The 24,834-nt window shown below is 71.5% G+C and carries 16 protein-coding genes; 14 read left to right on the top strand and 2 right to left on the bottom strand.

Translation table 11 applies throughout. The features are described from left to right. The first annotated feature begins 71 nt into the window (after positions 1-71). The 3 genes from R2B67_RS02345 to R2B67_RS02335 all read left to right on the top strand — a co-directional run bounded on the left by R2B67_RS02345 (position 72) and on the right by R2B67_RS02335 (position 4,273). Positions 72-1,046, top strand: coding sequence for an SCO0930 family lipoprotein (locus R2B67_RS02345; RefSeq protein WP_109980551.1), 975 nt, complete (start codon positions 72-74; stop codon positions 1,044-1,046). 237 nt (positions 1,047-1,283) lie between these two features. Then, positions 1,284-2,102 (top strand): SAM-dependent methyltransferase, encoded by an 819-nt coding sequence (locus tag R2B67_RS02340; protein WP_317816143.1) that lies wholly within the window; start codon positions 1,284-1,286, stop codon positions 2,100-2,102. Then, complete coding sequence (locus tag R2B67_RS02335) at positions 2,099-4,273, top strand: putative bifunctional diguanylate cyclase/phosphodiesterase (protein WP_317816141.1); 2,175 nt, start codon at positions 2,099-2,101, stop codon at positions 4,271-4,273. Before R2B67_RS02340 ends, R2B67_RS02335 begins: the two co-directional genes overlap by 4 nt. 15 nt (positions 4,274-4,288) lie before the next feature. On the opposite strand, the gene R2B67_RS02330 is transcribed toward R2B67_RS02335, so the two are convergent. Further along, the gene (locus R2B67_RS02330) at positions 4,289-5,182 is read right to left on the bottom strand and encodes a LysR family transcriptional regulator (RefSeq protein ID WP_317816140.1); all 894 of its coding nucleotides are present in this window, start codon (positions 5,180-5,182) and stop codon (positions 4,289-4,291) included. Between the two features lie 95 nt (positions 5,183-5,277). On the opposite strand from R2B67_RS02330, the gene R2B67_RS02325 reads away from it, so the two are divergent. Genes R2B67_RS02325 through R2B67_RS02315 form a run of 3 tightly spaced genes read left to right on the top strand, consistent with a single transcriptional unit; the run spans position 5,278 to position 8,676 of the window. Next, on the top strand, positions 5,278-5,982 hold the full coding sequence (locus R2B67_RS02325) for a succinate dehydrogenase cytochrome b subunit (protein ID WP_317816139.1): 705 nt from the start codon (positions 5,278-5,280) through the stop codon (positions 5,980-5,982). A 1-nt stretch (position 5,983) separates the two neighbouring features. After that, a complete protein-coding gene (locus R2B67_RS02320; RefSeq protein ID WP_317816138.1) occupies positions 5,984-7,933 on the top strand; it encodes a fumarate reductase/succinate dehydrogenase flavoprotein subunit in 1,950 nt (649 codons plus the stop codon). Further along, complete coding sequence (locus R2B67_RS02315) at positions 7,930-8,676, top strand: succinate dehydrogenase/fumarate reductase iron-sulfur subunit (protein WP_018513070.1); 747 nt, start codon at positions 7,930-7,932, stop codon at positions 8,674-8,676. Before R2B67_RS02320 ends, R2B67_RS02315 begins: the two co-directional genes overlap by 4 nt. A 46-nt stretch (positions 8,677-8,722) precedes the next feature. Here the strand turns inward: R2B67_RS02315 and uvrA are convergent, their stop codons facing one another. Further along, positions 8,723-11,146 carry an excinuclease ABC subunit UvrA gene (uvrA, locus tag R2B67_RS02310; RefSeq protein ID WP_317816136.1) on the bottom strand — a complete coding sequence of 808 codons (2,424 nt, stop codon included), beginning with the start codon at positions 11,144-11,146 and terminating at the stop codon, positions 8,723-8,725. 354 nt (positions 11,147-11,500) lie between these two features. On the opposite strand from uvrA, the gene R2B67_RS02305 reads away from it, so the two are divergent. The 8 genes from R2B67_RS02305 (at position 11,501) to R2B67_RS02270 (ending at position 24,824) form a co-directional block, all read left to right on the top strand. Next, the gene (locus tag R2B67_RS02305) at positions 11,501-14,770 is read left to right on the top strand and encodes a non-ribosomal peptide synthetase (protein ID WP_398869570.1); all 3,270 of its coding nucleotides are present in this window, start codon (positions 11,501-11,503) and stop codon (positions 14,768-14,770) included. Positions 14,771-14,942: 172 nt separating this feature from the next. After that, a complete protein-coding gene (locus tag R2B67_RS02300) occupies positions 14,943-16,256 on the top strand; it encodes a diaminobutyrate--2-oxoglutarate transaminase (protein WP_317816130.1) in 1,314 nt (437 codons plus the stop codon). Between the two features lie 35 nt (positions 16,257-16,291). After that, positions 16,292-17,236: an ornithine carbamoyltransferase gene (locus R2B67_RS02295; RefSeq protein WP_317816128.1), complete on the top strand. Its 945-nt coding sequence runs from the start codon at positions 16,292-16,294 to the stop codon at positions 17,234-17,236. A 6-nt stretch (positions 17,237-17,242) separates the two neighbouring features. Beyond that, positions 17,243-19,618: a lantibiotic dehydratase gene (locus tag R2B67_RS02290; protein ID WP_317816127.1), complete on the top strand. Its 2,376-nt coding sequence runs from the start codon at positions 17,243-17,245 to the stop codon at positions 19,616-19,618. Then, positions 19,612-21,147: an amino acid adenylation domain-containing protein gene (locus R2B67_RS02285; protein ID WP_317816125.1), complete on the top strand. Its 1,536-nt coding sequence runs from the start codon at positions 19,612-19,614 to the stop codon at positions 21,145-21,147. Before R2B67_RS02290 ends, R2B67_RS02285 begins: the two co-directional genes overlap by 7 nt. Continuing rightward, positions 21,144-22,160: a threonine ammonia-lyase gene (locus tag R2B67_RS02280; protein ID WP_317816123.1), complete on the top strand. Its 1,017-nt coding sequence runs from the start codon at positions 21,144-21,146 to the stop codon at positions 22,158-22,160. Before R2B67_RS02285 ends, R2B67_RS02280 begins: the two co-directional genes overlap by 4 nt. A 68-nt stretch (positions 22,161-22,228) precedes the next feature. Further along, positions 22,229-22,525 (top strand): acyl carrier protein, encoded by a 297-nt coding sequence (locus R2B67_RS02275; RefSeq protein WP_109980562.1) that lies wholly within the window; start codon positions 22,229-22,231, stop codon positions 22,523-22,525. Next, on the top strand, positions 22,518-24,824 hold the full coding sequence (locus tag R2B67_RS02270; RefSeq protein ID WP_317816122.1) for a lantibiotic dehydratase: 2,307 nt from the start codon (positions 22,518-22,520) through the stop codon (positions 24,822-24,824). Before R2B67_RS02275 ends, R2B67_RS02270 begins: the two co-directional genes overlap by 8 nt. Positions 24,825-24,834 lie beyond the last annotated feature (10 nt).

Below are 24,834 nucleotides of genomic sequence, written 5' to 3'. Positions count from 1 at the left end.
ACCTAGGGCCATGGACGGCGCGGCCTCGCGTCTCCATCGCAGCGATACGACGACGTACTACGGGAGTCGATATGAACACCTGGCGCAACGCCTCGCTCGCGGTCACCGCCGCGGCCCTTTTGACGCTGACGACGGCGTGCGGTCAGGAGCAGGGCACGGCATCGCCCAACGGCCAGGCGGTCGGAAACGCGGCCCCGGCGCAGCAGCCGGCCGAGAGCGGCTACGGCTCCTCCGGCGGTGGTTACGGCTCCGGCGCGGACGTCGCGGCCCCGAAGGCGGCGGGTCAACTCGCCGTCCAGGACAGCAAGAAGCTCGGGAAGGTGCTCACCGACAGCGAGGGGTTCACCCTCTACCGGTTCGACAAGGACACCGCGAAGCCGCCGAAGTCGAACTGCGACGGAGACTGCGCGACGGCGTGGCCCGTGGTGCCCGCGGGCGACGTCAAGGCCGCCGCCGGAACCGATGCCTCACTGCTCGGCGAGGTCGTCCGGACCGACGGCTCCAAGCAGCTCACGGTCGACGGCTGGCCGATGTACCGGTACGCGAAGGACACCGCGCCGGGACAGACCAACGGCCAGGGTGTCGGCGGTACCTGGTTCGCCTCCGCCCCCGACGGGAAGAAGGCGGCGGCCAACGCCGACGGTGCGGCCGTCACCGATCCGGCCGGCGCCGAACCGGCCGACGCGGCGGGGCTTTCCGTCCGCAAGGACCCGGAACTCGGTGACATCGTGGTGGACAAGCGCGGTATGACGGTTTACCGGTTCACGCAGGACTCCGCCTGGCCGATGAAGACGGCCTGCACCGGCGACTGCCTCAAGAAGTGGCCGGTAGTCGCCCCCGTGTCCAAAAACTCGGTGGAAGGCGTGACGAAGAAGGGATTCGTCACTTTCGACCGCCCCGACGGGATCAAGCAGCAGACCATCGACTGCTGGCCGATCTATACGTTCGCCGGGGACGAGAAGCCGGGTGACGTCAACGGCCAGGGAGTCGGCGGTACGTGGTTCGCGGTCTCGCCCGACTCCAAGCTCGTCAAGACCACGAAGTAACCGCCCAGTAGCCCGCAAGTGGCCCCGAACCACCGGGAATCGGTGAGTGAAGTGCCGGTCCGTCGCTGCATGTGTACGCGCAGCGACGGACCGGCCGTTGTTGCCACCGGAGTGTGACCAATAACGGATCCCTAATTTCCGTTTCCACTCGCTCTCTTGGCGGTCGATCAGTAGCCTCTGGTCAACACTGACCATGAACATGGCCGGATCGCCGTGGCGAACTTGTTGGAGACATCGATGGAGCGTCCCGCCTGGGCACCGCAAGGCATAGATATCTCGGTGCCGAGCGTGTCCCGCATGTACGACTTCTATCTGGGCGGATCGCACAATTTCGAGGTGGACCGGGAAGCCGCGCGGAAGGCCATGGAGTTCCTCCCGGGCCTTCCCAAGATCATGCAGGCGAATCGGGCCTTTATGCGCCGGGCCGTGCGGTACGCGGTTGCCGAGGGGATCGATCAGTTCCTCGACATCGGCTCCGGCATCCCGACCTTCGGCAACGTCCACGAGGTGGCCCAGGCCGCCGACCCGCGGGCCAGGGTGGCGTACGTCGACCACGACCCGGTCGCCGTCGCGCACAGCCAGGCGGTGCTGGAGGGCAACGACCTGGCCGTCATCGCCGCCGCCGACCTGCGCCGGCCCAAGGAGGTCCTGGCCGACCCGGCGATCACCGGACTCCTCGACCTGGACCGCCCGGTGGCCCTGCTGCTCGTCGCGGTGCTCCACTTCATCGAGGACGCCGACGACCCGCGCGCGGCGGTCGCCGAACTGCGTGAGGCACTGGCCCCCGGCAGCCTCGTCATCCTGACCCACGCCTCGTACGAGGGCATCCCGCTCTCCAAGGAGGAGGCGGACGGCACGGTCGGCGTCTACCGGAACATCCGCAACCCGCTCATCATGCGGACGCACGAGGAGATCGGCGCGTTCTTCGAGGGGTACGAGATGGTGGAGCCCGGTCTCGTGTCGATGCCCGAGTGGCGGCCGGACACCCCGCAGTCCCCGGAGCAGGAAGACCCGTACGCCTTCTCGGGCTTCGGCGGGGTCGGGCGTAAGGCGTGAGTATTCCCGCCCAGGCCTCCGGTGAGCAGGACGCGGAACCGGACGGACCGGAAGGCCGGCTCCGGAGATTCGCCACGATCTGGAGCCGGGCCATCTTCCCGCTGACGGCCACCTCCCTGACCCGCCCGGAGTTCGAGCGGCATCTCCTGCCGCTGGCACGGGAGTTGAGCCTGACCCTGCACGCTCACCCGTTCGACGCCTCGCCCGCCGCCCGGATCGGCGCGGCGCTGGTCGACGCGCACTGCACCGACCCGGACGCCCTGAGCTCCACGCTCGGGGTCGTCGACTCCTACCTCGTGCTGTACTGCGGCGGCAACGGTCCGGGTGAGCTGTCCACCGAGGACGCCCGCGCCCGCTGCGCCCGGATCCAGCACACCCTCGCCTCCGGCTTCTCCCAGGCCCTGCGCGAGCGGACCCTGGCCGAGCAGGAGGCCATCGCCCGCTCCGCGCTCACCGCCCGCTCCAACGCCGAGCAGGCCCTCCACGCCACCGAGGCCCGCTTCCGCGCGGTCTTCAAGGACGCCGCCGTCGGCATCGGCATCGCCGACCTCGACGGCAACATCCTGGAGATCAACGACACCCTCACCAAGATGTTCGGCGGCCTGGAGCACCACGTCCGCAGCCACAAGGTGAACGAGTGGGTCCACCCCGAGGACTCGCCGCAGGTGTGGAAGTTCTACAACGAGCTCGTACGGGGGGAGCGCGACCACTACCGGGTCGAGAAGGCGTACTACCGCAACGACGGCACCGTCCTGTGGACCAACCTCACCGTCTCGCTGCTGCGCGACCCCGAGGGCCGCCCGCAGTACCAGCTGGCGTTGATGGAGGACACCACCGAGCGGCGCCTGCTCAACCTGCGGCTGCGGTACGAGGCCACCCATGACGCGCTCACCGGACTGCCCAACCGGACGCTGTTCTTCGAGCGTCTGGAGAAGGTGCTCGCGGCCAAGGACGGGGCCCGTTTCGGCCTCTGCTACCTGGACCTCGACGGCTTCAAGGCCATCAACGACAGCCTCGGCCATGCGGCCGGCGACCGGCTCCTGGTGGAGGTCGCCGACCGGCTCCAGAGCTGCGCCACCGCACCCGGCGAGATGGTGGCCCGGCTAGGCGGCGACGAGTTCGTGGCCCTGACCACCGGCTCGTCCACCGCCGACGCGGTGGACGAGCTGGCCGGACGCATCCTCAACGTGCTGGCCACCCCGATCCGGCTGGACGGCCGCGAGCTGAGCGTCCGCGGCTCCATCGGCGTCGTCGAGGGCCCGGCCGGGGAGCGCAGCGCCGCCGAGGTGCTGCGCAGCGCGGACATCACCATGTACCGCGCCAAGGCGGCGGGCGGCAACCGCTTCGAGCTCGCCGACGCCGAGGCCGACGCCCGCGCCATCACGCGCCACGGGCTGACCACCGCGCTGCCCGCCGCGCTGGACCGGGGCGAGTTCTTCATCGAGTACCAGCCGCTCGTCCACCTCGGCGACGGCACCGTGCACGGCGCCGAGGCGCTCGTACGGTGGTGCCACCCGCAGCACGGGGTCCTCGGCCCCGACCGGTTCATCCCGCTCGCCGAGCACACCGGGCTGATCGTGCCGCTGGGGCGCTGGGTGCTGGAGGAGTCCGTCCGGCAGGCCAACTTCTGGAAGGAGCGGCACAGCGACGGCGGCCCTCTGCGGATCAACGTCAACCTCTCGCCGACCCAGTTGCACCACCCCCGGCTGGTCGCCGAGACCGTCGACGTACTGGAACGCTCCGGCCTGGAGCCGGGCGCGCTCTGCCTGGAGGTCACCGAGTCCGCCCTGATCGGCGCCGACGACGATCTCCTCAAGCCGCTGCGGCAGCTCGCGGAGATGGGCGTCGACATCGCGCTCGACGACTTCGGCACCGGCTACTCCAACCTCGCGAACCTGCGGCGGCTGCCGGTGAGCGTCCTCAAGCTGGACCGCTCCTTCACCCGGGGCATGCAGCAGCACCCGGCCGACCCGGTCGACCTGAAGATCGTCGAGGGGATCGTCTCGCTGGCCCACAGCCTGGAGCTGGCCGTCACGGTGGAGGGCGTGGAGACGGGGGCGCAGGCCGAGCAGCTGCGCAAGATCGGCTGCGACACCGCGCAGGGCTGGTATTACGCCCGTCCCGGCGCCCCGGACCGCATCCACTCGCTGCTGCTGGCCGACGCGGTCTGAGCTGTACGAGGGCCTTCAGTCGACCTGCCCGTGCTCCAGCAGCATCCGCTGGAGCTCCCGGGCCGCGCGGGGCGGGGCCACGTCGCTGCGGTGCGCGAGAGCGATCGTGCGCCGCAGCCCGGGCCCGGCCAGCGGGGTCTTCCGCAGGTCGTGGCCCGCCCGCCCCGCGGCCATGCTCGGCACCACCGCGATCCCGAGCCCCGCCCGTACGAAACCGAGCACCGCGTCCATCTCGCCGCCCTCCACCGTGAACGATGGCTCGAACCCCTCCGCGCGGCAGGCGGCGAGCGTCAGTTCCCGCAGGTTGTAGCCGTGCCGGAACATCACCAGCGGCGCCCCTTCGAGATCCGCGATCCGGACCCGGCCGCCGCGCCCCGGGGCCGGCTCCGCGGCGGACGACACCACCACCAGGTCCTCCCGCAGCAGCTCCACCGTGGTCAGCGCGGGGGAGGCGGCCGGCAGCGGCAGCACCACCAGCGCCAGGTCGAGCGCCCCGCGCGCCAGCTGCCGTACGAGGTCGTGCGAGCCGCCCTCCTCCAGCAGCAGCCGCACCCCCGGATGCCGGTCGTGGAAGGCGCGCAGCACATCGGGCAGCAGCCCCGTACAGAGGCTCGGCGTCGCCCCGAGCCGCACCCGGCCGCTCCGCAGCTGCACCAGCTCCTGCACCTCGTGGCGTGCGGTCTCCGCGTCCGCGAGGATCCGCCGGGCCAGTGGCAGCAGCGCCTCGCCCGCGTCGGTCAGGGCGATGTTGCCCCGGGCCCGGCTGAACAGCTCGGCCCCCAGCTCGCTCTCCAGGGCCCGGATCTGCTGGGAGAGCGAGGGCTGCGAGACATGCACGGCCTCGGCGGCCCGGGTGAAGTGCAGGGTCTCGGCGACGGCCACGAAATAGGTGAGCTGCTGGAAGTGCATACACCGAGGCTACCGTCGTTCGATAGGCAACACCTATGAAGATCAGCCACGCCATGTCTTGGACTGATCGGCCCGGGGCCCCTACCGTCAGGTCCATGGCATTGGCAACGCGGACGGACCGACGGCCGTCGATGACGCGTACGCTCTGGGACTCGACCGTCGGCAAGAAAACCATCATGGCCGTCTCCGGTCTGATCATGCTCGGGTACCTCGTCGCCCACATGGTCGGAAACCTGAAGATCTTCTTCGGACCCGGTGAGTTCGACGGCTACGCCCACTGGCTGCGCACCATGGGCGAACCGATCCTGCACTACGAGTGGGCGCTGTGGATCGTCCGCGTGGGGCTGGTCGCCGCCGTCGTGCTGCACGGCATCTCCGCGTACCAGCTGAGCCGCCGCGACATCAGAGCGCGCCCGGCGAAGTACGTCCACAAGAGGCCCCGCGCCAGCTACGCCACCCGGACCATGCGCTGGGGCGGGATCATCCTCGCGCTCTTCATCGTCTGGCACATCCTCGACCTGACGACCGGCACCGTCCACACCAGCTTCGAGGCCGGACACCCGTACCAGAACGTCATCGACACCTTCTCCACCTGGTACGGAAACGTCATCTACATCGTCGCCGTGCTCGCCATGGGCCTCCATGTCCAGCATGGATTCTGGAGCGCCGCGCAGACCCTCGGCGTCGGCAACGCGACCCGCGACCGCGTCCTGAAGACCCTCGCCAACATCCTCGCGGCGGTGCTGACGCTGGGCTTCATCTCCGTACCCGTCGCCGTCATGACCGGAGTGGTGAGCTGACATGCCCGACTACACGCACTACGCCACGGGCGAGCCCGTCGTCGACACCAAGGCCCCCGAGGGACCGGTCGCCGAGCGCTGGGACACCCGCCGCTTCCAAGCCAAGCTCGTGAACCCGGCCAACCGGCGTAAACATACGGTCATCGTCGTCGGCACCGGACTGGCCGGCGGATCGGCCGGTGCCACGCTGGCCGAACAGGGGTACCACGTCGTCCAGTTCTGCTTCCAGGACTCGCCCCGGCGCGCCCACTCGGTCGCCGCGCAGGGCGGTATCAACGCGGCGAAGAACTACCGCAACGACGGCGACTCCATCCACCGGCTCTTCTACGACACCGTCAAGGGCGGCGACTTCCGCGCCCGGGAGTCCAACGTCCACCGGCTGGCGCAGATCTCGGTGGAGATCATCGACCAGTGCGTCGCCCAGGGCGTCCCCTTCGCCCGCGAGTACGGCGGCCTCCTCGACAACCGCTCCTTCGGCGGCGTACAGGTCTCCCGTACGTTCTACGCGCGCGGCCAGACCGGGCAGCAGCTCCTCCTCGGCGCCTACCAGGCGCTCTCCCGGCAGATCGCCACGGGCGGCGTCGAACTCCACGCCCGTACCGAGATGCTGGACCTGATCGTGGTCGACGGGAAGGCGCGTGGCATCGTCGCCCGCGACCTCGTCACCGGGAAGATCGACACCTACTTCGCCGACGCGGTCGTTCTGGCCACCGGCGGCTACGGCAACGTCTTCTACCTGTCGACCAACGCCATGAACTCCAACGCCACCGCCATCTGGCGGGCCCACCGGCGCGGCGCCTACATGGCCAACCCCTGCTTCACCCAGATCCACCCCACCTGCATCCCGCGCACCGGTGACCACCAGTCCAAGCTCACCCTGATGAGCGAGTCGCTCCGCAACGACGGCCGCATCTGGGTCCCCAAGGCCAAGGGCGACGACCGACCGGCCGACCAGATCCCCGAGGACGAGCGCGACTACTACCTGGAGCGCATCTACCCGGCCTTCGGCAACCTGGTGCCCCGCGACATCGCCTCCCGCGCCGCCAAGAACGTCTGCGACGAGGGGCGCGGCGTCGGCCCCGGCGGGCAGGGGGTCTACCTGGACTTCGCCGAGGCCATCGGCCGGATGGGCCGCAAGGCGGTCGAGGCGAAGTACGGCAACCTCTTCGACATGTACCAGCGGATCACCGACGAGGACCCCTACACGGTCCCGATGCGGATCTACCCCGCCGTGCACTACACGATGGGCGGCCTCTGGGTCGACTACGATCTCTCGACCACCATCCCCGGCCTCTTCGCCATCGGCGAGGCGAACTTCTCCGACCACGGGGCCAACCGGCTCGGCGCCTCCGCGCTGATGCAGGGCCTCGCCGACGGCTATTTCGTCCTGCCCTCCACCATCAACGACTACCTCGCCCGCAACCCGCACACCGAGAAGGTCGACGCCGAACACCCGGCCGTGGCCGAGGTGGTGGCGGAGACCGAGGACCGGATCAACCTGCTGCTCTCCGTCGACGGCGACCGCACCCCCGACTCCTTCCACCGCGAGATCGGTGAACTCATGTGGGAGTACTGCGGGATGGCCCGCACCGAGGACGGACTGCGCAAAGCGCTCGCCAAGATCCCGGAGATCCGGGGGGAGTTCTGGCGCCGCATCAAGGTGCCCGGCACCGGCGGACAGTTCAACCAGTCGCTGGAGAAGGCGAATCGCATCGTCGACTACCTGGAGCTGGCCGAGCTGATGTGCCTCGACGCGCTGCACCGCGCCGAGTCCTGCGGCGGCCACTTCCGCGAGGAGTCCCAGACCCCCGAGGGCGAGGCCGAGCGGCGCGACGAGGAGTTCTCGTACGCCGCCGCCTGGGAGTTCACCGTCACCGGCGGGGCCCCCGTCCTGCACAAGGAAGACCTCGTCTTCGAGTACGTCCACCCCACTCAGCGGAGCTACGCATGAAGCTCACCCTGCGCGTCTGGCGCCAGCAGAATGCCGAGACGCCCGGCGCCATGGCCACCTACGAAGTCGACGGGATCTCCCAGGACATGTCGTTCCTGGAGATGCTCGACACCCTCAACGAGGAGCTCATCCTCGCCGGGGACGAGCCCGTCGCCTTCGACCACGACTGCCGCGAGGGCATCTGCGGCGCGTGCAGCCTCGTCATCAACGGCGACGCCCACGGCCCGGAGCGCACCACCACCTGCCAGCTCCACATGCGGTCCTTCGACGACGGCGACACGATCGACATCGAGCCGTGGCGGGCCTCCGCCTTCCCGGTCGTCAAGGACCTGGTCGTGGACCGCTCCTCCTTCGACCGCATCATCCAGTCCGGCGGCTACATCTCCGCCCCCACCGGCACCGCGCCCGACGCCCACGCCACCCCGGTGCCCAAGCCGGACGCCGAACTCGCCTTCGAGAACGCCGAATGCATCGGCTGCGGCGCCTGCGTCGCGGCCTGCCCGAACGGCTCGGCGATGCTCTTCACGGCCGCCAAGGTCAACCACCTCAACGTCCTGCCGCAGGGCGCCCCGGAGCGTGAGACCCGGGTCCTGGACATGGTGGCCCAGATGGACGAGGAGGGGTTCGGCGGCTGCACCCTGACCGGCGAGTGCGCGACCGCCTGTCCGAAGGGCATTCCGCTGCCGTCGATCGCGGCGATGAACAAGGAGTGGCTGCGGGCGACGCGCAAAGTCCGCCGCTGAGAGGCGAGTTGATCCCGTACGGTGCCTTCTTGAGGACCGTGCGGGGTCAACTCCCCAGCGTCTTAGCCAGATACGGCGCCGTACGGCTCTCCGCCGACCGCGCCACCTCCTGCGGGGTGCCGGTCGCCACGATCCGCCCGCCCCGGTCGCCGCCGCCCGGCCCCAGGTCGATGACATGGTCCGCGCCCGCCACCACGGTCATGTCGTGCTCCACGACCACCACCGTGTTGTGCGCGTCCACCAGACCGTGCAACTGCCGCATCAGCACCTCGACATCGGCCGGATGCAGGCCGGTCGTCGGCTCGTCCAGCAGATACAGGGTGTGGCCGCGCCGGGTGCGCTGGAGCTCCGAGGCGAGCTTGATCCGCTGGGCCTCGCCGCCGGACAGCTCGGTGGCAGGCTGCCCGAGCCGCAGATAGCCGAGCCCCACGTCCAGCAGAGTGGTCAGCGCTCGCTCGGCCGCCGGGGTCCCGGAGAAGAAGTCCGCCGCCGACTCCACGGTGAGATCGAGGACCTGAGCGACCGTCAACCCGCCCAGCGTGACCTCCAGCGTCTCCGGGTTGTAACGCGCGCCGTGGCAGTCCGGGCAGGGCGCGTAGGTGCTGGGCAGGAAGAGCAGCTCCACCGAGACGAACCCCTCGCCCTGGCACGTCTCGCACCGCCCGCCGCTCACGTTGAACGAGAACCGCCCCGCCGTGTAGCCCCGCTCCCGCGCCGTCTCCGTCCGCGCGAACAGCTTCCGTACGGTGTCGAAGAGCCCGGTGTACGTGGCCAGGTTGGACCGGGGCGTCCGCCCGATCGGCTTCTGGTCCACCTGGACGAGCCGGTCCACCGCCTCAAGACCGCTCGCCGAAGCGCAGAACTGCTCGCCCGCCCCAACAGCCTCCTCGCCCGCCTCCCGGTCCGCCAGCACCCCGGCGAGCACCTGCCCCACCAGGGTCGACTTGCCCGACCCGGACACGCCGGTCACCGCCGTGAACACCCCGAGCGGGAACGCCGCGTCGACGCCGCGCACATTGTGCCGCTCCACCCCGGAGAGCCGGATCCACCCGGAAGGGGTGCGCGTCTCCCGTACCGGCTCCGGCTCGTCCTCCGACGGGAACAGGAACCGCCGCGTCGCCGACTCCGGCACCTCGGCCAGTCCCTCCGGCGGCCCGCTGTGCAGCACCCGCCCACCGTGCTCCCCGGCCAGCGGGCCCACATCCACCAGCCAGTCCGCCCGCCGCACCACATCCATCTGGTGCTCCACCACGAAGACCGAGTTCCCGGCCTCCTTGAGCCGGCCGAGCACCCCGAGCAGGGACTCCGTATCGGCGGGGTGCAGCCCGGCCGACGGCTCGTCCAGTACGTAGACGACGCCGAAGAGCCCGGAGCGCAACTGCGTTGCCAGCCGCAGCCGCTGCAACTCGCCGGAGGAGAGGGTGGGGGCCGTCCGGTCCAGGCTCAGATAGCCGAGCCCCAGCTCCGTGACCGTCCCGATCCGGGCCAGCAGGTCACCGGTCAGCACCCGGGCCGTCTCCTCACCGCCCGCCCCGGCCCCCGTGAGCACCTCGGCCAGCGCGGAGAGGGGCAGCGCGGCCAGCTCCGCGACGGTCCGCCCGGCGAAGGTCACCGCCATCGCCTCCGGCCGCAGCCTGCTCCCGCCGCACACCGGACACGGCACACTCGTCAGGAAGCGCTCGGCCTTCGCCCGCAGCGTGCGGCTCTTGGTGTCGGCGAAGGTGTGCAGCACATAGCGCCGGGCGCTCATGTACGTTCCCTGGTACGGGCGTTGGATCCGGCCCGCGTCCCGCACCGGATGCACCGTGACCACCGGCTGCTCGTCGGTGAACAGGATCCACTCCCGGTCCTTCGCCGCCAGCTCACGCCACGGCCGGTCGACGTCGTACCCCAGGGTGTCCAGCACATCCCGCAGGTTCTTCCCCTGCCAGGCCCCCGGCCACGCGGCGATCGCCCCCTCCCGGATGGAGAGTGAGGGGTCGGGGACGAGCAGTTCCTCGTCCGTCCGGTGGATCCGCCCGAGACCATGGCACTCGGGGCAGGCCCCGGCCGCCGTGTTGGGGGAGAAGGCGTCGGAGTCCAGCCGATCGGCGCCCGCCGGGTACTCCCCGGCCCGGGAGAACAGCATCCGGAGTGAGTTGGAGAGCGTGGTCACCGTCCCCACAGACGACCGGGCCCCGGGCGCCGAGCGGCGCTGCTCCAGGGAGACGGCGGGCGGCAGCCCGGTGATCTCCCCGACGGCGGGTGCGCCCACCTGGTGGATGAGCCGGCGCGCGTACGGGGCGACCGACTCGAAGTAGCGGCGCTGGGCCTCGGCGTAGATCGTGCCGAACGCCAGCGAGGACTTGCCGGAGCCGGAGACCCCGGTGAAGACCGTGAGGGTGTCGCGCGGGATGTCGACGTTCACGTCCTGGAGGTTGTGCTCGCGCGCGCCGCGCACCCGGACGTACGGATCGTGGGGGGAGTGCATGGGGCGGGGCTCCGTACGTGAGGGGACAAACGGTTCGATTCTAGGCGCGGACGGGGCCGGGGGGCGGGGAGGGCCGGGGCGAGGCGGCGGCCCGGTCGGCCGTCCGGTCCACCCCCTGTCTCCTGTGCGGTGAGCAGCACGGCAGGGCGAAGGCGTGACGGCCGCCGGGAGCAGCAAGGGAGTGCCGGGCAGGAGTGGGCCGCCGACGCGGCTGCCGGAAGTTCTCTGGGCGCGAACCGGGCGGACGCGGAGACTCGCAGGTGCCGGAGCCGGTCCCAGGCCCGGACGTGACCGCATCCATGGAGGCGACCGGTGGACAGCGCAGATGCCCGGACGGCGGATTCCGGACGGCCGATGTCGTTCGCACAGCGACGGCTGTGGTTTCTGGACAGCCTGCGTCCCGGGACGCCGGGTGATCTGCTGCCGCTGGCACTGCGCGTTCGAGGGGACCTCGACGAGAAGGCCCTCACCGGGGCATTCGAGGCCGTACTCGCCCGGCACGACGTGCTCCGGACCCGGTACCCGTCCGTGGACGGCGAGCCGGTCGCGGTGGTGGAGCCTGTCGTGGAGGTGCCGTGGGACCACCGGGACCTGCGGAGCCTGCCTTCCCAGGAGCGCGAGTCACGGCTCACCGAGCTGATCGCCGCCGAACTGGTCAGGCCGCTGCCGCTGGACACCGCGCCGCCGCTGCGGCTGACGCTGGTGCGGCTCGGCGATCAGGAGCACCTGCTCCTGATCGTGGTCCACCACATCGCCTTCGACTTCTTCTCCTGGCCCGTCCTCACCCGGGAACTGGCGGCCGGGTACCAGGCCCGTACGGGAGGTGCGGGAGCGGAGCCCGAGCCGCTGCCCCTCCAGTACGCCGACACCGCCGTTGAGCAGGCCGTGCGCCTCGCCGGCCCCCGGGGCGAGCGTCAACTCGCCTACTGGCGTGAGCGGCTGGCCGGACTCGAACCCCTGGGACTGCCCGCCGACCGGCCGCGGCCAGCCATCTGGGACGGCGCCGCCGACATCGCCCGCTTCACCGTTCCGGCCGGACTCGCCGCCGAGGTGGACCGGCTGGCCAGAGCACACCGGGCCACGCGCTTCATGGTGCTGCTCGCCGCCTTCCAGGCCACACTGGGGCGCCTGGCCGACCGCGACGACGTGGCCGTCGGCACCCCGGTCAGTGGCCGGGGGCGGCGCCCTCTCGGTGAGCTGATCGGGCTGTTCGTCAACTCGGTGGTGCTGCGCACCAGCCTGGCCGGTTCCCCGTCCTTCGCCGGACTGCTCGGCCGGGTACGCACGGACACCCTGGCCGCGCTCAGCCATGCCGAGCTGCCCTTCGAGCGGGTCGTCACCGAGCTCGCCCAGCAGCGTGACCTGTCCCGCAACCCCCTCTTCCAGGTCTCCTTCCAGCTGCTTCCCCTCCCTGAGGAGCCCGACCATCTGCCCGGCCTGGACACCAGGATGGTCTCCACCCCGGCGTCGGGCACCGCCTTCGACCTGGCACTCGACCTCCTCTCCCAGCCCGACGGCCGGATCTCCGGCCGGATGCAGTACGCCACCGCGCTCTTCGACCCCGACACCGCCGAGCGGATCGGCGCCGCCTTCGTCACCCTGCTGACGGCCGCCGTGGCCGAACCGGACGCCCCGCTCGCCCGGCTCACCGGGCAGATCGAGGGACTGCCCGGTCGCGAGCGGCGCAGACTGCTGGCCCAGGGCAACGACACGGCGCTGGACGTGCCCGACGTGCCCTGGACGGAGCTGTTCGCCCGGCAGGTGTCCCGCACCCCCGGCGCGGTGGCGGTCAGCGGCTCCGGCAGCTCCCTCACGTACGGCGAACTGGACGCCCGGGCCGACCGGCTGGCACACCGTCTCGCCGCCCTCGGTGCCGGTCCTGGCGTTCCGGTCGGGGTCTTCCTGGAGCGGAGCCCTGATCTGGTGACAGCCCTGCTGGCGGTCCACCGGGCCGGTGCCGTCTACCTTCCGCTCGACCCGGACTACCCGCCCGCCCGGATCGGCCATCTCCTCCAGGACTCCGGCGCCGCGATCATCGTCAGCGAAGGGTCCCTCACCCGCCGGCTGGCGGACACGGGCGGCGGCGGCCGTCAGCCCGAGCCGCGCACCCTGCTCCTCGACGACGCCGCCGACGCCGACGCCGACGCCGATGCCGATGCCGACGACTCCGACGAGGGCTCACGGGCGACCGGGGCCTCGGGCCCGAGGCCACCGCACCGTCCGCGCCCGGACGAACTCGCCTACATCTTCTACACCTCCGGCTCCACCGGGCAGCCGAAGGGCGTGCTCGTCGAGCACCGGTCGCTCACGCACTTCCTGGCCTCCATGGCCGACCGGCTGCCGATCGGCCCCGGTGCCACGTTCCTGGGCATCACCACGGTCTCGTTCGACCCGTCCCTCATGGAACTGTGCCTCCCGCTGACCACCGGGGCGCGGCTGCTGCTGGCCGACCGCGAACAGGCCCGCGACCCGCAGCGGATGGCGGCCCTGATCGACAGCGCCGGCACCGCCCTGGTCCAGGCCACCCCGGTGACCTTGCGGATGCTGCTGGACTGCGGATGGCGGCCGGGCGCCGGACTCGACATCCTCAGCGGTGGCGAGAAGCTGCACACCGAACTCGCGGTACGGCTGGCGGACGGCGGTGCGCGGGTGTGGGACCTCTACGGCCCGACCGAGACCACCGTCTGGTCCACCACCTCCCGCCTCGACCCCCGGGGGCGCCCCGAGGACTGGCACCTACGGGGCAACACACGCCTCGTGCTGCTCGACGCCCGTGGGGAACCCGTTGCCGAAGGGGCCGTCGGGGAGATCTGCATCGGCGGCAGCGGCCTGGGCTGGGGTTACCACGGAAGGCCGGCCCAGAGCGCCGCGGCCTTCGTCCCCGACCCCTTCGCCGACCGTCCCGGCGCCCGGCTGTACCGCACGGGCGATCTCGCGCGCCGGCGTTCCGACGGGTCCTTGGAGATCCTGGGCCGGGCCGACCACCAGGTGAAGATCCGGGGGCACCGGATCGAGCCGGGGGAGATCGAGTCCGCGCTCCTGGCCCTCGGCCACATCCGGGCCGTGGTGGTCCGTGCGGTGCCGCACCCGGACGGTGATCAGCGGCTGGCCGCCTATCTCGTGCTGAAGGAGCCGGCCGCGGCAGCCGCCCATGACGAGCTGAGGACGGCCCTGCTGGCCACCCTGCCCGACTACATGGTGCCCGAGGCCTTCGTGACCCTGGAGGAGCTGCCCCGGACCCCGAACGGCAAGGTCGACCGCCGGGCACTGCCGCCGGTGGCCGACTGGGGCGCCGTGGGCGGCCCCATGGGCGCGCCACCCCGCACCGACCGCGAACGCGCGGTGGCCGCGGTCTGGGAGGACGTGCTCGGCATCCGGGAGATCGGTATCGACCACGACTTCTTCCAGCTCGGCGGGCACTCCCTGCTCGCCACCCGTGTCTCGGTGCGGCTCAGGTCCGCGCTCGGGATCGACGTACCGGTCCGGGCACTCTTCGAGCATCCCACCGTGGCCGCGCTGGCCGCGGCTCTGCCCGGCTATCCCACCGTCGCCACCGCGGCGTCCGCGCCGGTGCTGGGAGCCCGGCGGCGCACACGCCGCCCGGTGGCGGACGCCCGCCCCTGAGGGCTCCCGCCCGACCGCCCTCCGGAACCTCCACCGGGGCGGCGCAGCCGGCCCCGCCGGCCGTCGCCACGCACACCGCCGCCAGTCGCCTCACGCAGCCGTCCCGCCGGGGCGTGCCGTCCCCGACCGGGACCGGCACGACGGGCGAGAACCGAAAGGACCACCGACCACCATGACCATCGCCTTCACCCCTCCCCCCGTAGTCGTTCCGTCCTTCGGCGCGGCCGGGGCGCCCGATGTGGACGTCTTCGAACGGTACGAGTCCCACGTCCGCAGCTACTGCCGCAAGTTCCCGGCGGTCTTCGTCCGGGCCAAGGGCGCCCGGCTGTACGCCGAGGACGGCCGGGTCTTCACCGACTTCTTCTGCGGCGCGGGCTCCCTCAACTACGGCCACAACCCGGACCCGATCAAGGTGCGGATCACCGACTACCTCGCCTCCGACGGCATGATGCACGGCCTCGACATGTACACCGCGGCGAAGCGGTCCTTCCTGACCGCGCTGACCGAGCACATCCTGCGCCCCTGCGGCCTGGACTACACCGTGCAGTTCTCCGGCCCGACCGGAGCCGACGCCGTCGAGGCCGCCCTCAAACTGGCCCGGAAGGCCACGGGCCGCCGGGGGGTCTTCGCCTTCAGCGGGGGGTACCACGGGATGACCCGGGGGTCGCTGGCCGTCACCGGTAACGGACGGGCCCGCCGGGCCGGGGGGGTGCACGGCCAGGACGAGGTCACGTTCATCCCCTACGAGGACGGTCCCCAGGGCCCGTTCGACTCCGTCGCCCTCATCGAACGGCTGCTGGCCGACTCCTCCTCCGGGGTCGAGGTGCCCGCCGCGGTGATCGTCGAGCCCCTGCAGATGGAGGGCGGCGTGTACGCGGCCTCCGCCGACTGGCTGCGGCGGCTGCGCGCCGTCACCGAACGGCACGGCATCCTGCTGATCTGCGACGAGATCCAGTCCGGATGCGGCCGTACCGGCACCTTCTTCGGCTTCGAGGAGTCCGGCATCGTCCCGGACATGGTGACCGTCTCCAAGTCCATCAGCGGCTACGGTCTCCCGCTGGCCCTCACCCTCTTCCGGCCCGGACTGGACGTCTGGGAGCCCGGGGAGCACACCGGCACCTTCCGCGGCAACCAGCTCGCGTTCGTCGCCGCGACCGCCGCCGCCGAGCTGTGGAGCGACCCGGAGTTCGTGGAGCGGCTGCCCGTGCCGGCCCGGTCCCTGGCCGGCTTCGGCGCCGAACTGACCGCCGCCGAACCGGAGATCACCGTCCGGGGCCGAGGCATGGTGCTCGGCATCGACCTCGGCCGGGCCGGCGGCGGCAAGCGCGCCGAGGAGGTCCAGCGGTACGCCTTCGAGCACGGGCTCATCGTCGAACTCTCCGGCCGTGACGACGAGGTGATCAAGATCCTGCCGCCGCTGACCGTCACCCCCGAGGAACTGGACCACGGCATCGGCGTGCTCCGCGCCGCACTGCTCGGCCGCTGAGACCGCACCGACCGCTCCATCCAGGAGGAAGCACCATGCCCCAGGCCGAACGCCGCCATCTGATCTCCATCGACGACCTCTCCGACGACGAACTGCTGCACATCGCCCGGCGAGGCGCCGAGTTCTCCGCGGGCGCCGCCGACGACGCGCGCCCCCTGGCGGACACCGTCGTCGGCGTGCTGTTCCGCAAGACCTCCACCCGCACCCGTACCGCCTTCTCCGCCGGAGCGCTGAGGCTGGGCGCACGGCTGATCACCTACGGCCCCGGGGACCTCCAGGAGAACACCGGGGAGACCGTCGAGGACAGCGCGGCCGTGCTCTCCCGCATGATCGACGTCCTGGTGGCGCGCACCGCCGGGCCCGAGCGGGAGCTGCGCGCCTACGCCGACCAGCGGCGGATGGCCGTGATCAACGCGATGAGCCAGGAGGAGCACCCCACCCAGGCACTGGCCGACCTCACCACGCTGCTCCGCAGGTTCGGGCGCATCGAGGACCTCCACGTGGTCTACGTGGGCGAGGGCAACAACACCGCCTCCGCCCTGGCCCTGGCGCTCTCCCGCTTCCCGGGCACGCGGCTCACGCTGCGCACCCCGCCCGGGTACGGACTGGCCCCCGCCTATCTGGAGCGGGCGGCGGCCCATGCCCGGCGGAGCGGCGCCCGGATCGAGGAGCGCCACGACATGGCGGACCTGCCGGCCGCCGACGTCGTCTACACCACCCGCTGGCAGACCACCGGCACCGCCAAACCGACCCCTGACTGGCGCGAGGTGTTCGCGCCCTTCCAGGTCGACGAGAAAACCATGGCAAGCAGCCCCGACGCGGTCTTCATGCACGACCTCCCCGCCCACCGGGGCGAAGAGGTGACCGCGGACGTGCTCGACGGCCCGGCGAGCATCGCCTTCGACCAGGCCGAGAACAAATACCACAGCGCCCGCGCCGTTCTCGAATGGTGCGCGGCCGACCGGAGCTTCGAGAGGTAGAGCGTCATGGGCGCGGAAAAGCAAGCGGAAAAGCACACGGAAAAGCACGCGGAAGACCAGGAAGCCGTTTATCTGCCCGGTGGGCGTTGGCGGTTGTGGGAGCAGTTTTCGTTGCGTGGGCCGGGTTTTCCGGTGGGGGGTGTGTTGGATCTGGCTCCGGTGGATGTGTCGGTGTATGCGGACAAGTTTGCCGGTGGGGTGTTGTCGGGCCCTGACTGGGATGAGTTCGAGGGGGTGTTCGGGGAGGTTGCGGCGCGTACTGCGGTGAGGTTGCAGGGTGTTGCGGGTTCTTCGGATTTCACCGCTGCGGTGGCGTGGCAGAACCGGACGGTGTTGCGGACGGGTTTGCGGCCGTTTCTGGGGTGGGTTCCTTCGGCGTCGGGTCGGTCGAGTATGCCGCGTCAGCGTGAGGAGTTGGTGGCGCATTATTGGCAGCGCTTCTGTGTGAAGAATGACACGATCGGGTTTTTCGGTCCGGTGGGCTGGGGTCGTGTGGATGGTTCGGTGGGGGGTGTGGAGGTTGATGCGGGGGAGGGGTTGACGGCGTCGTCGTCGGTGTTCTTCTCGAGTTGGTCGATCGATGCGCTGGCGAAGACGTTGTCGGCGGACGAGCGGCTGATGGCCTGGATCCCCCCACGACGCACTCCGTTCGCCCGGATCGGACGGAGCGACGGCGGCACGTTCGTACGGCTCCCGGGGCGGCCCGAACAGCCCGTCCCCGGCGAGCTGCTGCCGATGCTGGAACTGGTCGACGGCCGCCGCACCCTCGGCGACCTCGCCCGCGAGCTCTCGCTCCCCGCCGGCCTGGCCGAGGAGCACCTGCGCGAGCTGGTGCGTCGTCGGTGGGTGAGCTGGCGGTTGGAGGTGCCCTCCGGAGCGCGTCCGGACCGGGAGTTGCGTGCGGTCCTGGAGCGGGTGGGCGATGTTGAGCTGCGGCGTGGTGCGCTGGAGCCGTTGGAGGTGCTGGAGCGAGGCCGTGAGCGGGTGGAGGCGGCCGGGCGTGACGCGGAGGCGTTGTGCGAGGCGCTCGCTGCTTTGGAGGAGGACTTCACCCGGATCACGGACACTGCTTCGCAGCGCGCCAAGGGCAGTCGTACGGCTCCGAACCGGTCGCTCGTCTACTCCGACACCCGCCGCTCCGCCACCGCCCGGCTCAGCCCCGCCGTCCTGGACGAACTCACCCCGCTCTCCCTGTGCCTGACGGCCGTGGGCTGGCTGACCAGCCGGTACGCGGAGTCCATGCGCGCGCACATCCGGCAGAGCTTCGACCAGGTGCGCGGCGACCGGCCGACCACCGACCTCGCCTCGCTCTGGTTCGCCTGCCTGCCCGCTCCGCACGCCGCGTCCATGCCGGAGGCCGACCGGATCGGTGCCGAACTGCGCGAGCGCTGGGCCCGGATCATCGACGCCCCGGAAGGCGCACGCCGCGTACAGCTGTCCTCCGCGGACATCGCCGACCGGGTCCACGAGGAGTTCGACGGACCGCGCGACGGCTGGTCGCTCTCCCGCTACGTGAGCCCCGACGTGCTCATCATGGCCAAGGACGCCGCCGCCGTCGAACGGGGCGACTTCGAACTCGTCCTCGGCGAACTGCACATCGCCATGAACACCGTGGCCGCCTCCCTCTTCGTCAACCAGCACCCCGTCGTCGAGGAGCTGATCGCCGAGACCGACCGCGACTTCCCCGGTCCCCGGCTGATGCCGATGCTGCCCAAGGAACTGCCGCTGAAGTGGTCGGCCCGCAGCCGACCCGCCCTGGACCGCCCGGAGGACTACTTCGTCGCCATCGCCGAACACACCAGCGACCCGCACCGGGACCGCACCGTACTCAGCGCCGACGTCACGGTGGCCGACCGCTACGGCCGGCTGACCGCCGTCCTGCCCGACGGCAGTGAGTTCGACGTGCTCGACGTCTTCAGCCACGCCCTGACCAACCGTGTCATGGACCGCTTCGCCCTGCGCCCCGATGCGGATCATGTGCCGCGGGTGATGGTGGACAAGCTGGTGGTGAGTCGTGAGTCGTGGCGGTTCACGGGTGGGGAGTTGGGGTTCGCGGAGGAGAAGAGTGAGGCCCGGCGGTATGTCCGGGCGCGGAACTGGCGCAGTGAGCGGGGGTTGCCGCGGTATGTGTTCGTGGTGTCGCCGACGGAGCCGCGTCCGTTCTATGTGGATTTCGATGCTCCGGTGTATGTGAACATCCTGGCCAAGGCCGCTCGTCGGCTGGCGCGGAAGGATCCGGAGGCGAAGCTCACGATCACGGAGATGCTGCCCAGTCCCGAGCACGCGTGGCTGACCGATGACCGGGGCAACACCTACACCTCCGAACTCCGCTTCGTCGCCGTCGACCAGGAACACCAGCAGGGAGGCGTCCCCTCATGGTGAGCCTCCTCGACGCCATCCGGGACCACGCCGCGCGCACCCCGGAGGCCACCGCGCTGCGCGCCCCCGGCCGCACCGTCAGCTACCGGCAGTTCGACACCTGGACCGACCGGCTGGCCCGCCTGCTGACCGCCCACGGGGTCGGACCCGAGCGGGTCTGCGCCCTGGCCCTGGAACCGGGCCCGGAGAGCGTGGTCGCGGTGGCGGCCGTCCTCCGAGCCGGAGGAGCCTTCCTCACGCTGGACGTGACCCAGCCGCCGCCCCGGCTGGCCGCCATGGTCCGCAGCGGCGGCGCCACCGTTCTGATCACCCGGAGCGCGGTGCGGGAGAGGACGGGGCTGACCGTCGACGGGCCGGTGATCGACCTCGACGACGCCGCAGAGCCGGACGGACCGGGCGGCTCGGGACCGCCGGGCGGAACACCCGCCGGCTCCGGTCGGCAGCTCGCCTACGTCAGCCACACCTCCGGCTCCACCGGCACCCCCAACGCCGTCCTGATCGAGCGCGCGGGCCTCGACTCGTACCTCGGGTTCATCGCCCGGGACTACGGCCTGGGCCCCGACACCGTGGCGCTCCAGGTCGCACCCCTCGGCTACGACGCCTCCATCCGCGACACCTTCGCCCCGCTGGTCGCCGGCGGCACCGTCGTCCTGGCGGAACGCGGCACCCTGCTGCGCGCCGACAGCTTCGCGGAGACCCTGCGCCGCGAAGGCGTCAACACCCTGCTGAGCGTCACCCCGTCCTTCCTCACCTTTCTGGCCCAGCAGGACCTGGCCGAGGAACATCTGCGTGGACTGCGCCTCGTCGTGACCAGCGGGGAGTCGCTGCTGCCCTTCCTCCGCTCCGGCGCGCGCCGCCTGCTGCCCGGCAGCCTGGTCAACCAGTACGGCCCCACCGAATGCACCATGACGGCCACCCGTTACGCGGTGCCCCCTGAGCCGGACACCACCCGTGACCTGGTCGGGACACCCATCGACGGGATGACGGTCCGTCTGACCGGCCCCGGCGGTGACGAGGTGCCCCCGGGCGGCACCGGTGAGATCGTCCTCGGCGGGATCGGCGTGGCGCGCGGCTACCTGGGACGCCCCGGGTTCACCGCCGACCGCTTCCGCCCCGACCCCGGGGGGCCACCCGGCGCCCGCGCCTACCGCACCGGAGACCTGGCACGGGCCGGTGAGGACGGCGTCCTGGAGTACCTGGGCCGCTCCGACCGGCAGGTGAAGATCCGGGGCTACCGGGTCGACCCGGCCGAGATCGAGGGCGTCCTGCTCGGCCACCCCCGCGTCACCGGCGCCGTGGTCACGGCCGAACCGGACGAGCAGGGGCGGGTGTTCCTGTACGCCCATGTCACCGGCCCCCTCGACGAGGTGACCGACGCGGAGCTGCGCCGGCACCTCGCGACGGTCCTGCCGCCGCACATGATGCCCCGCAGGTTCCACCGCATCGAGCGGCTGCCCACCACCCGTACGGGCAAGACGGACCGGGCGGCCCTGCGCCGCACCGCCGCCCCGGTCCCGGACCGCACACCATGACCGCCGCCGGAACCCGCCTCGGCGCGGGGGACGTACGGGCGGCCGCCGAACGGATCCGCGGCCCGGTCCGCCGAACACCTCTGCTGGCCGCCGACGCACTGCCGGGACTGGCGGAGGCCGGGCTCCGCGGAGTGCTGCTCAAGGCCGAACACCTGCAACGGGGCGGTTCGTTCAAGGCCAGGGGCGCCGCCAACGCGCTCCTGGGCCGGGACACCGCGGCCGTGGTCGCCGGGTCCTCCGGCAACCACGGCATCGCCGTGGCCGCGCTGGCGCGCCGGACCGGCGCCGCGGCCACCGTGGTGATGGCCGCGGGAGCCGGCCGGGAGAAGGCCGACGCCATCCGCCGGCTGGGCGCCCGTGTGGTGACGGCGGACGGCGGTGTGGCCGCCCGCGACCAGCTGGCCCGGCGGCTGGCGGCGGACACCGGCGCCCTGCTGGTGCACTCCTCCGACGACGAGCGGGTCATCGCGGGCCAGGGCACCGTCGCCCTGGAGATCCTGGAGGAGGCGCCCGACCTCGATCTGCTCTTCGTCCCGGTCGGCGGCGGCGGACTGCTGGCGGGCTGCTGCCTCGCGGCCGGTCTCGCCGTGCGCCCTCCGCGCGTGATCGGCGTGGAACCCCAGGAGGCGCGCCGCTACGCCGTGTCGCTCGCGGCCGGAAACCCGGTCGAGCTGCCCGCGTCGAGGACCGTCGCCGACGGGCTGCGCGGCCAGCGGCCCGGCGAGATCACCTTTCCCATCGTCCGAGGACGGGTCGACGAGCTGATCGCCGTGGGGGACGACGAGGTCCTCCGGGCCATGGAGCTGCTGCACCGGGCCGGCCTGCCCGCCGAACCGAGCGGCAGCGTGGCCCTGGCCGGCGCGCTCCGGCGCGGCTTCCACGGGCGTACGGCCGTGGTGGTCTCCGGCGGCAACTCGCCGTCCGCGCTGGCCGCCATGGGGGTGGAGGCCGGGAGGGGCGCGGCCGATCAGGCTCCGCCGTTCCCCGCCCCTCCTGTCTCCGTCCTGTCGTGACGCCCGTCCCCGTCCCCGCCCACCCCGCTGTTTCCGACATCACTTCCTCCCTACCCGAAGGAGTCACCATGACCGTCCAGGACCAGACCCTCGCGCGCGACCTCCGGAGCGTCGCCGGGCTGACCGAACTCATCACCGTCCTCTACCAGGAGGCGCTGGCCAACGAAGGCCTCGACGAGCACGCCGACTTCTTCGAGTCCGGCGGCGACTCGCTGACGGCCTTCCAGATCACCGGACGCATCCAGGAGGCGGTCGGCACGGAGATCGCCATCGCCCTCGTCTTCACCTACCCGACCCCCGCCGAACTGGCCGAGGTCGTCGCCGAGGAACTCGCCGACCTCCCGGCGGGTGCGACCCATGAGTGACGACGGCGCGCTGCTGCTGGGCCGCCGTTGGCGGTTGTGGGAGCAGTTTTCGTTGCGTGGGCCGGGTTTTCCGGTGGGGGGTGTGTTGGATCTGGCTCCGGTGGATGTGTCGGTGTATGCGGACAAGTTTGCCGGTGGGGTGTTGTCGGGTCCTGACTGGGATGAGTTCGAGGGGGTGTTCGGGGAGGTCGCGGCGCGTACTGCGGTGAGGTTGCAGGGTGTTGCGGGTTCTTCGGATTTCACCGCTGCGGTGGCGTGGCAGAACCGGACGGTGTTGCGGACGGGTTTGCGGCCGTTTCTGGGGTGGGTTCCTTCGGCGTCGGGTCGGTCGAGTATGCCGCGTCAGCGTGAGGAGTTGGTGGCGCATTATTGGCAGCGCTTCTGTGTGAAGAATGACACGATCGGGTTTTTCGGTCCGGTGGGCTGGGGTCGTGTGGATGGTTCGGTGGGGGGTGTGGAGGTTGATGCGGGGGAGGGGTTGACGGCGTCGTCGTCGGTGTTCTTCTCGAGTTGGTCGATCGATGCGCTGGCGAAGACGTTGTCGGCGGACGAGCGGCTGATGGCCTGGATCCCCCCACGACGGCTGCCCTACATCCGCGCCGAGTCCGACGAGGGACCCGTCCACGTCCCCGGCCGCCGCCCGCAGCCGGCGCCGCCCCATCTGGTGGCCCTGCTGCGGCTGGCGGACGGCCGGCGCTCACCGCACGAGCTCGCCCGGATCCTCGGCACCTCACTCGACGAGGTCACCTCCCGACTCACCGAGCTGGTGGGTCGTCGGTGGGTGAGCTGGCGGTTGGAGGTGCCTTCGGGTGCGCGTCCGGACCGGGAGTTGCGTGCGGTTCTGGAGCGGGTGGGGGATGTTGAGCTGCGGCGTGGTGCGCTGGAGCCGTTGGCGGTGCTGGAGCGAGGCCGTGAGCGGGTGGAGGCGGCCGGGCGTGACGCGGAGGCGTTGTGCGAGGCGCTGGCGGCGTTGGAGGAGGACTTCACCCGGATCACCGATACCGCGTCCCAGCGTGCCAAGGGCAGCGGTACGGCTCCGAACCGGTCGCTGGTCTACTCCGACACCCGGCGCTCCGCCACCGCCCGGATCGGCGGCACGGTCCTGGAGGCCATGGCGCCCCTGGACCCGCTGATGACCAGCGCCGCGTGGCTCATGGGCCGGCTCGGCGCCCGGGTGGAGCAGCGGGCCGTCGAGGTCTACGAGAAGCTGTCCGCCGCCTCCGGCGAGGACCGGGTCAACCTCGCCGACTTCTGGTTCGCCTCCATGCCGATCCTGCACGGCGACGCGGTCACCGACGCACAGGAGGTGCTGGCGGAGTTCCAGCGCCGCTGGGCGCGGATCATCCCGCTGCCGGAGGGGGAGGCGCGGGTGCGGGTGACCCACCCGGCCGTCGCGTCCCAGGTGGCCGAGGCGTTCCCCGCGGTCCCGGTCGCCTGGAGCGCCGCCCGTTACCTCAGCCCCGATGTGCTGATCGCCGCCCGTGACACCGAGTCGATCGGCCGGGGCGACTTCGAACTCGTCCTCGGTGAACTGCACCTGGCGTCCAACACCATGGGCGCCTCGCTGTTCGTCAGCCAGCATCCCGAGCCGGCGGAACTCCTCCGGCTCACCGGCCGGGACCACCCCGGCCCCCGCCTGCTGCCCCTGCTGCCCAAGGAGCACAAGGCACGGCTCTCGACCCGGGTGCGCAATGTGCTGGTCCGGCCGGAGGACTACTACGTCGCCCTGATGGAGCTCACCGCCGACCCGCACCGGGACCGTACCGTGCTCAGCGCCGACGCCCACGTCGTCCGGCGCGACGGCCGGCCGGTCGTCGTACTGCCCGACGGCACGGAGTTCCCCGTCACCGATGTGTTCGGCCATGTGCTGACCACCCTGGCCATGGACATGTTCCGGCTGTTCCCCGATGCGGATCATGTGCCGCGGGTGATGGTGGACAAGCTGGTGGTGAGTCGTGAGTCGTGGCGGTTCACGGGTGGGGAGTTGGGGTTCGCGGAGGAGAAGAGTGAGGCCCGGCGGTATGTCCGGGCGCGGAACTGGCGCAGTGAGCGGGGGTTGCCGCGGTATGTGTTCGTGGTGTCGCCGACGGAGCCGCGTCCGTTCTATGTGGATTTCGATGCTCCGGTGTATGTGAACATCCTGGCCAAGGCCGCTCGTCGGCTGGCGCGGAAGGATCCGGAGGCGAAGCTCACGATCACGGAGATGCTGCCCAGTCCCGAGCATGCGTGGCTGACCGACGACCAGGGCAACACCTACGCCTCCGAACTCCGTTTCGTCGCCGTCGACCAGCACGACTGAGAACACCGAA

The organism is Streptomyces cyaneofuscatus (assembly GCF_033109485.1).
Classification (GTDB): Bacteria; Actinomycetota; Actinomycetes; order Streptomycetales; family Streptomycetaceae; genus Streptomyces; species Streptomyces cyaneofuscatus.
The sequence above is the reverse complement of the archived record's forward strand: the minus strand, read 5'-3'. Positions and strand labels throughout refer to the sequence as shown.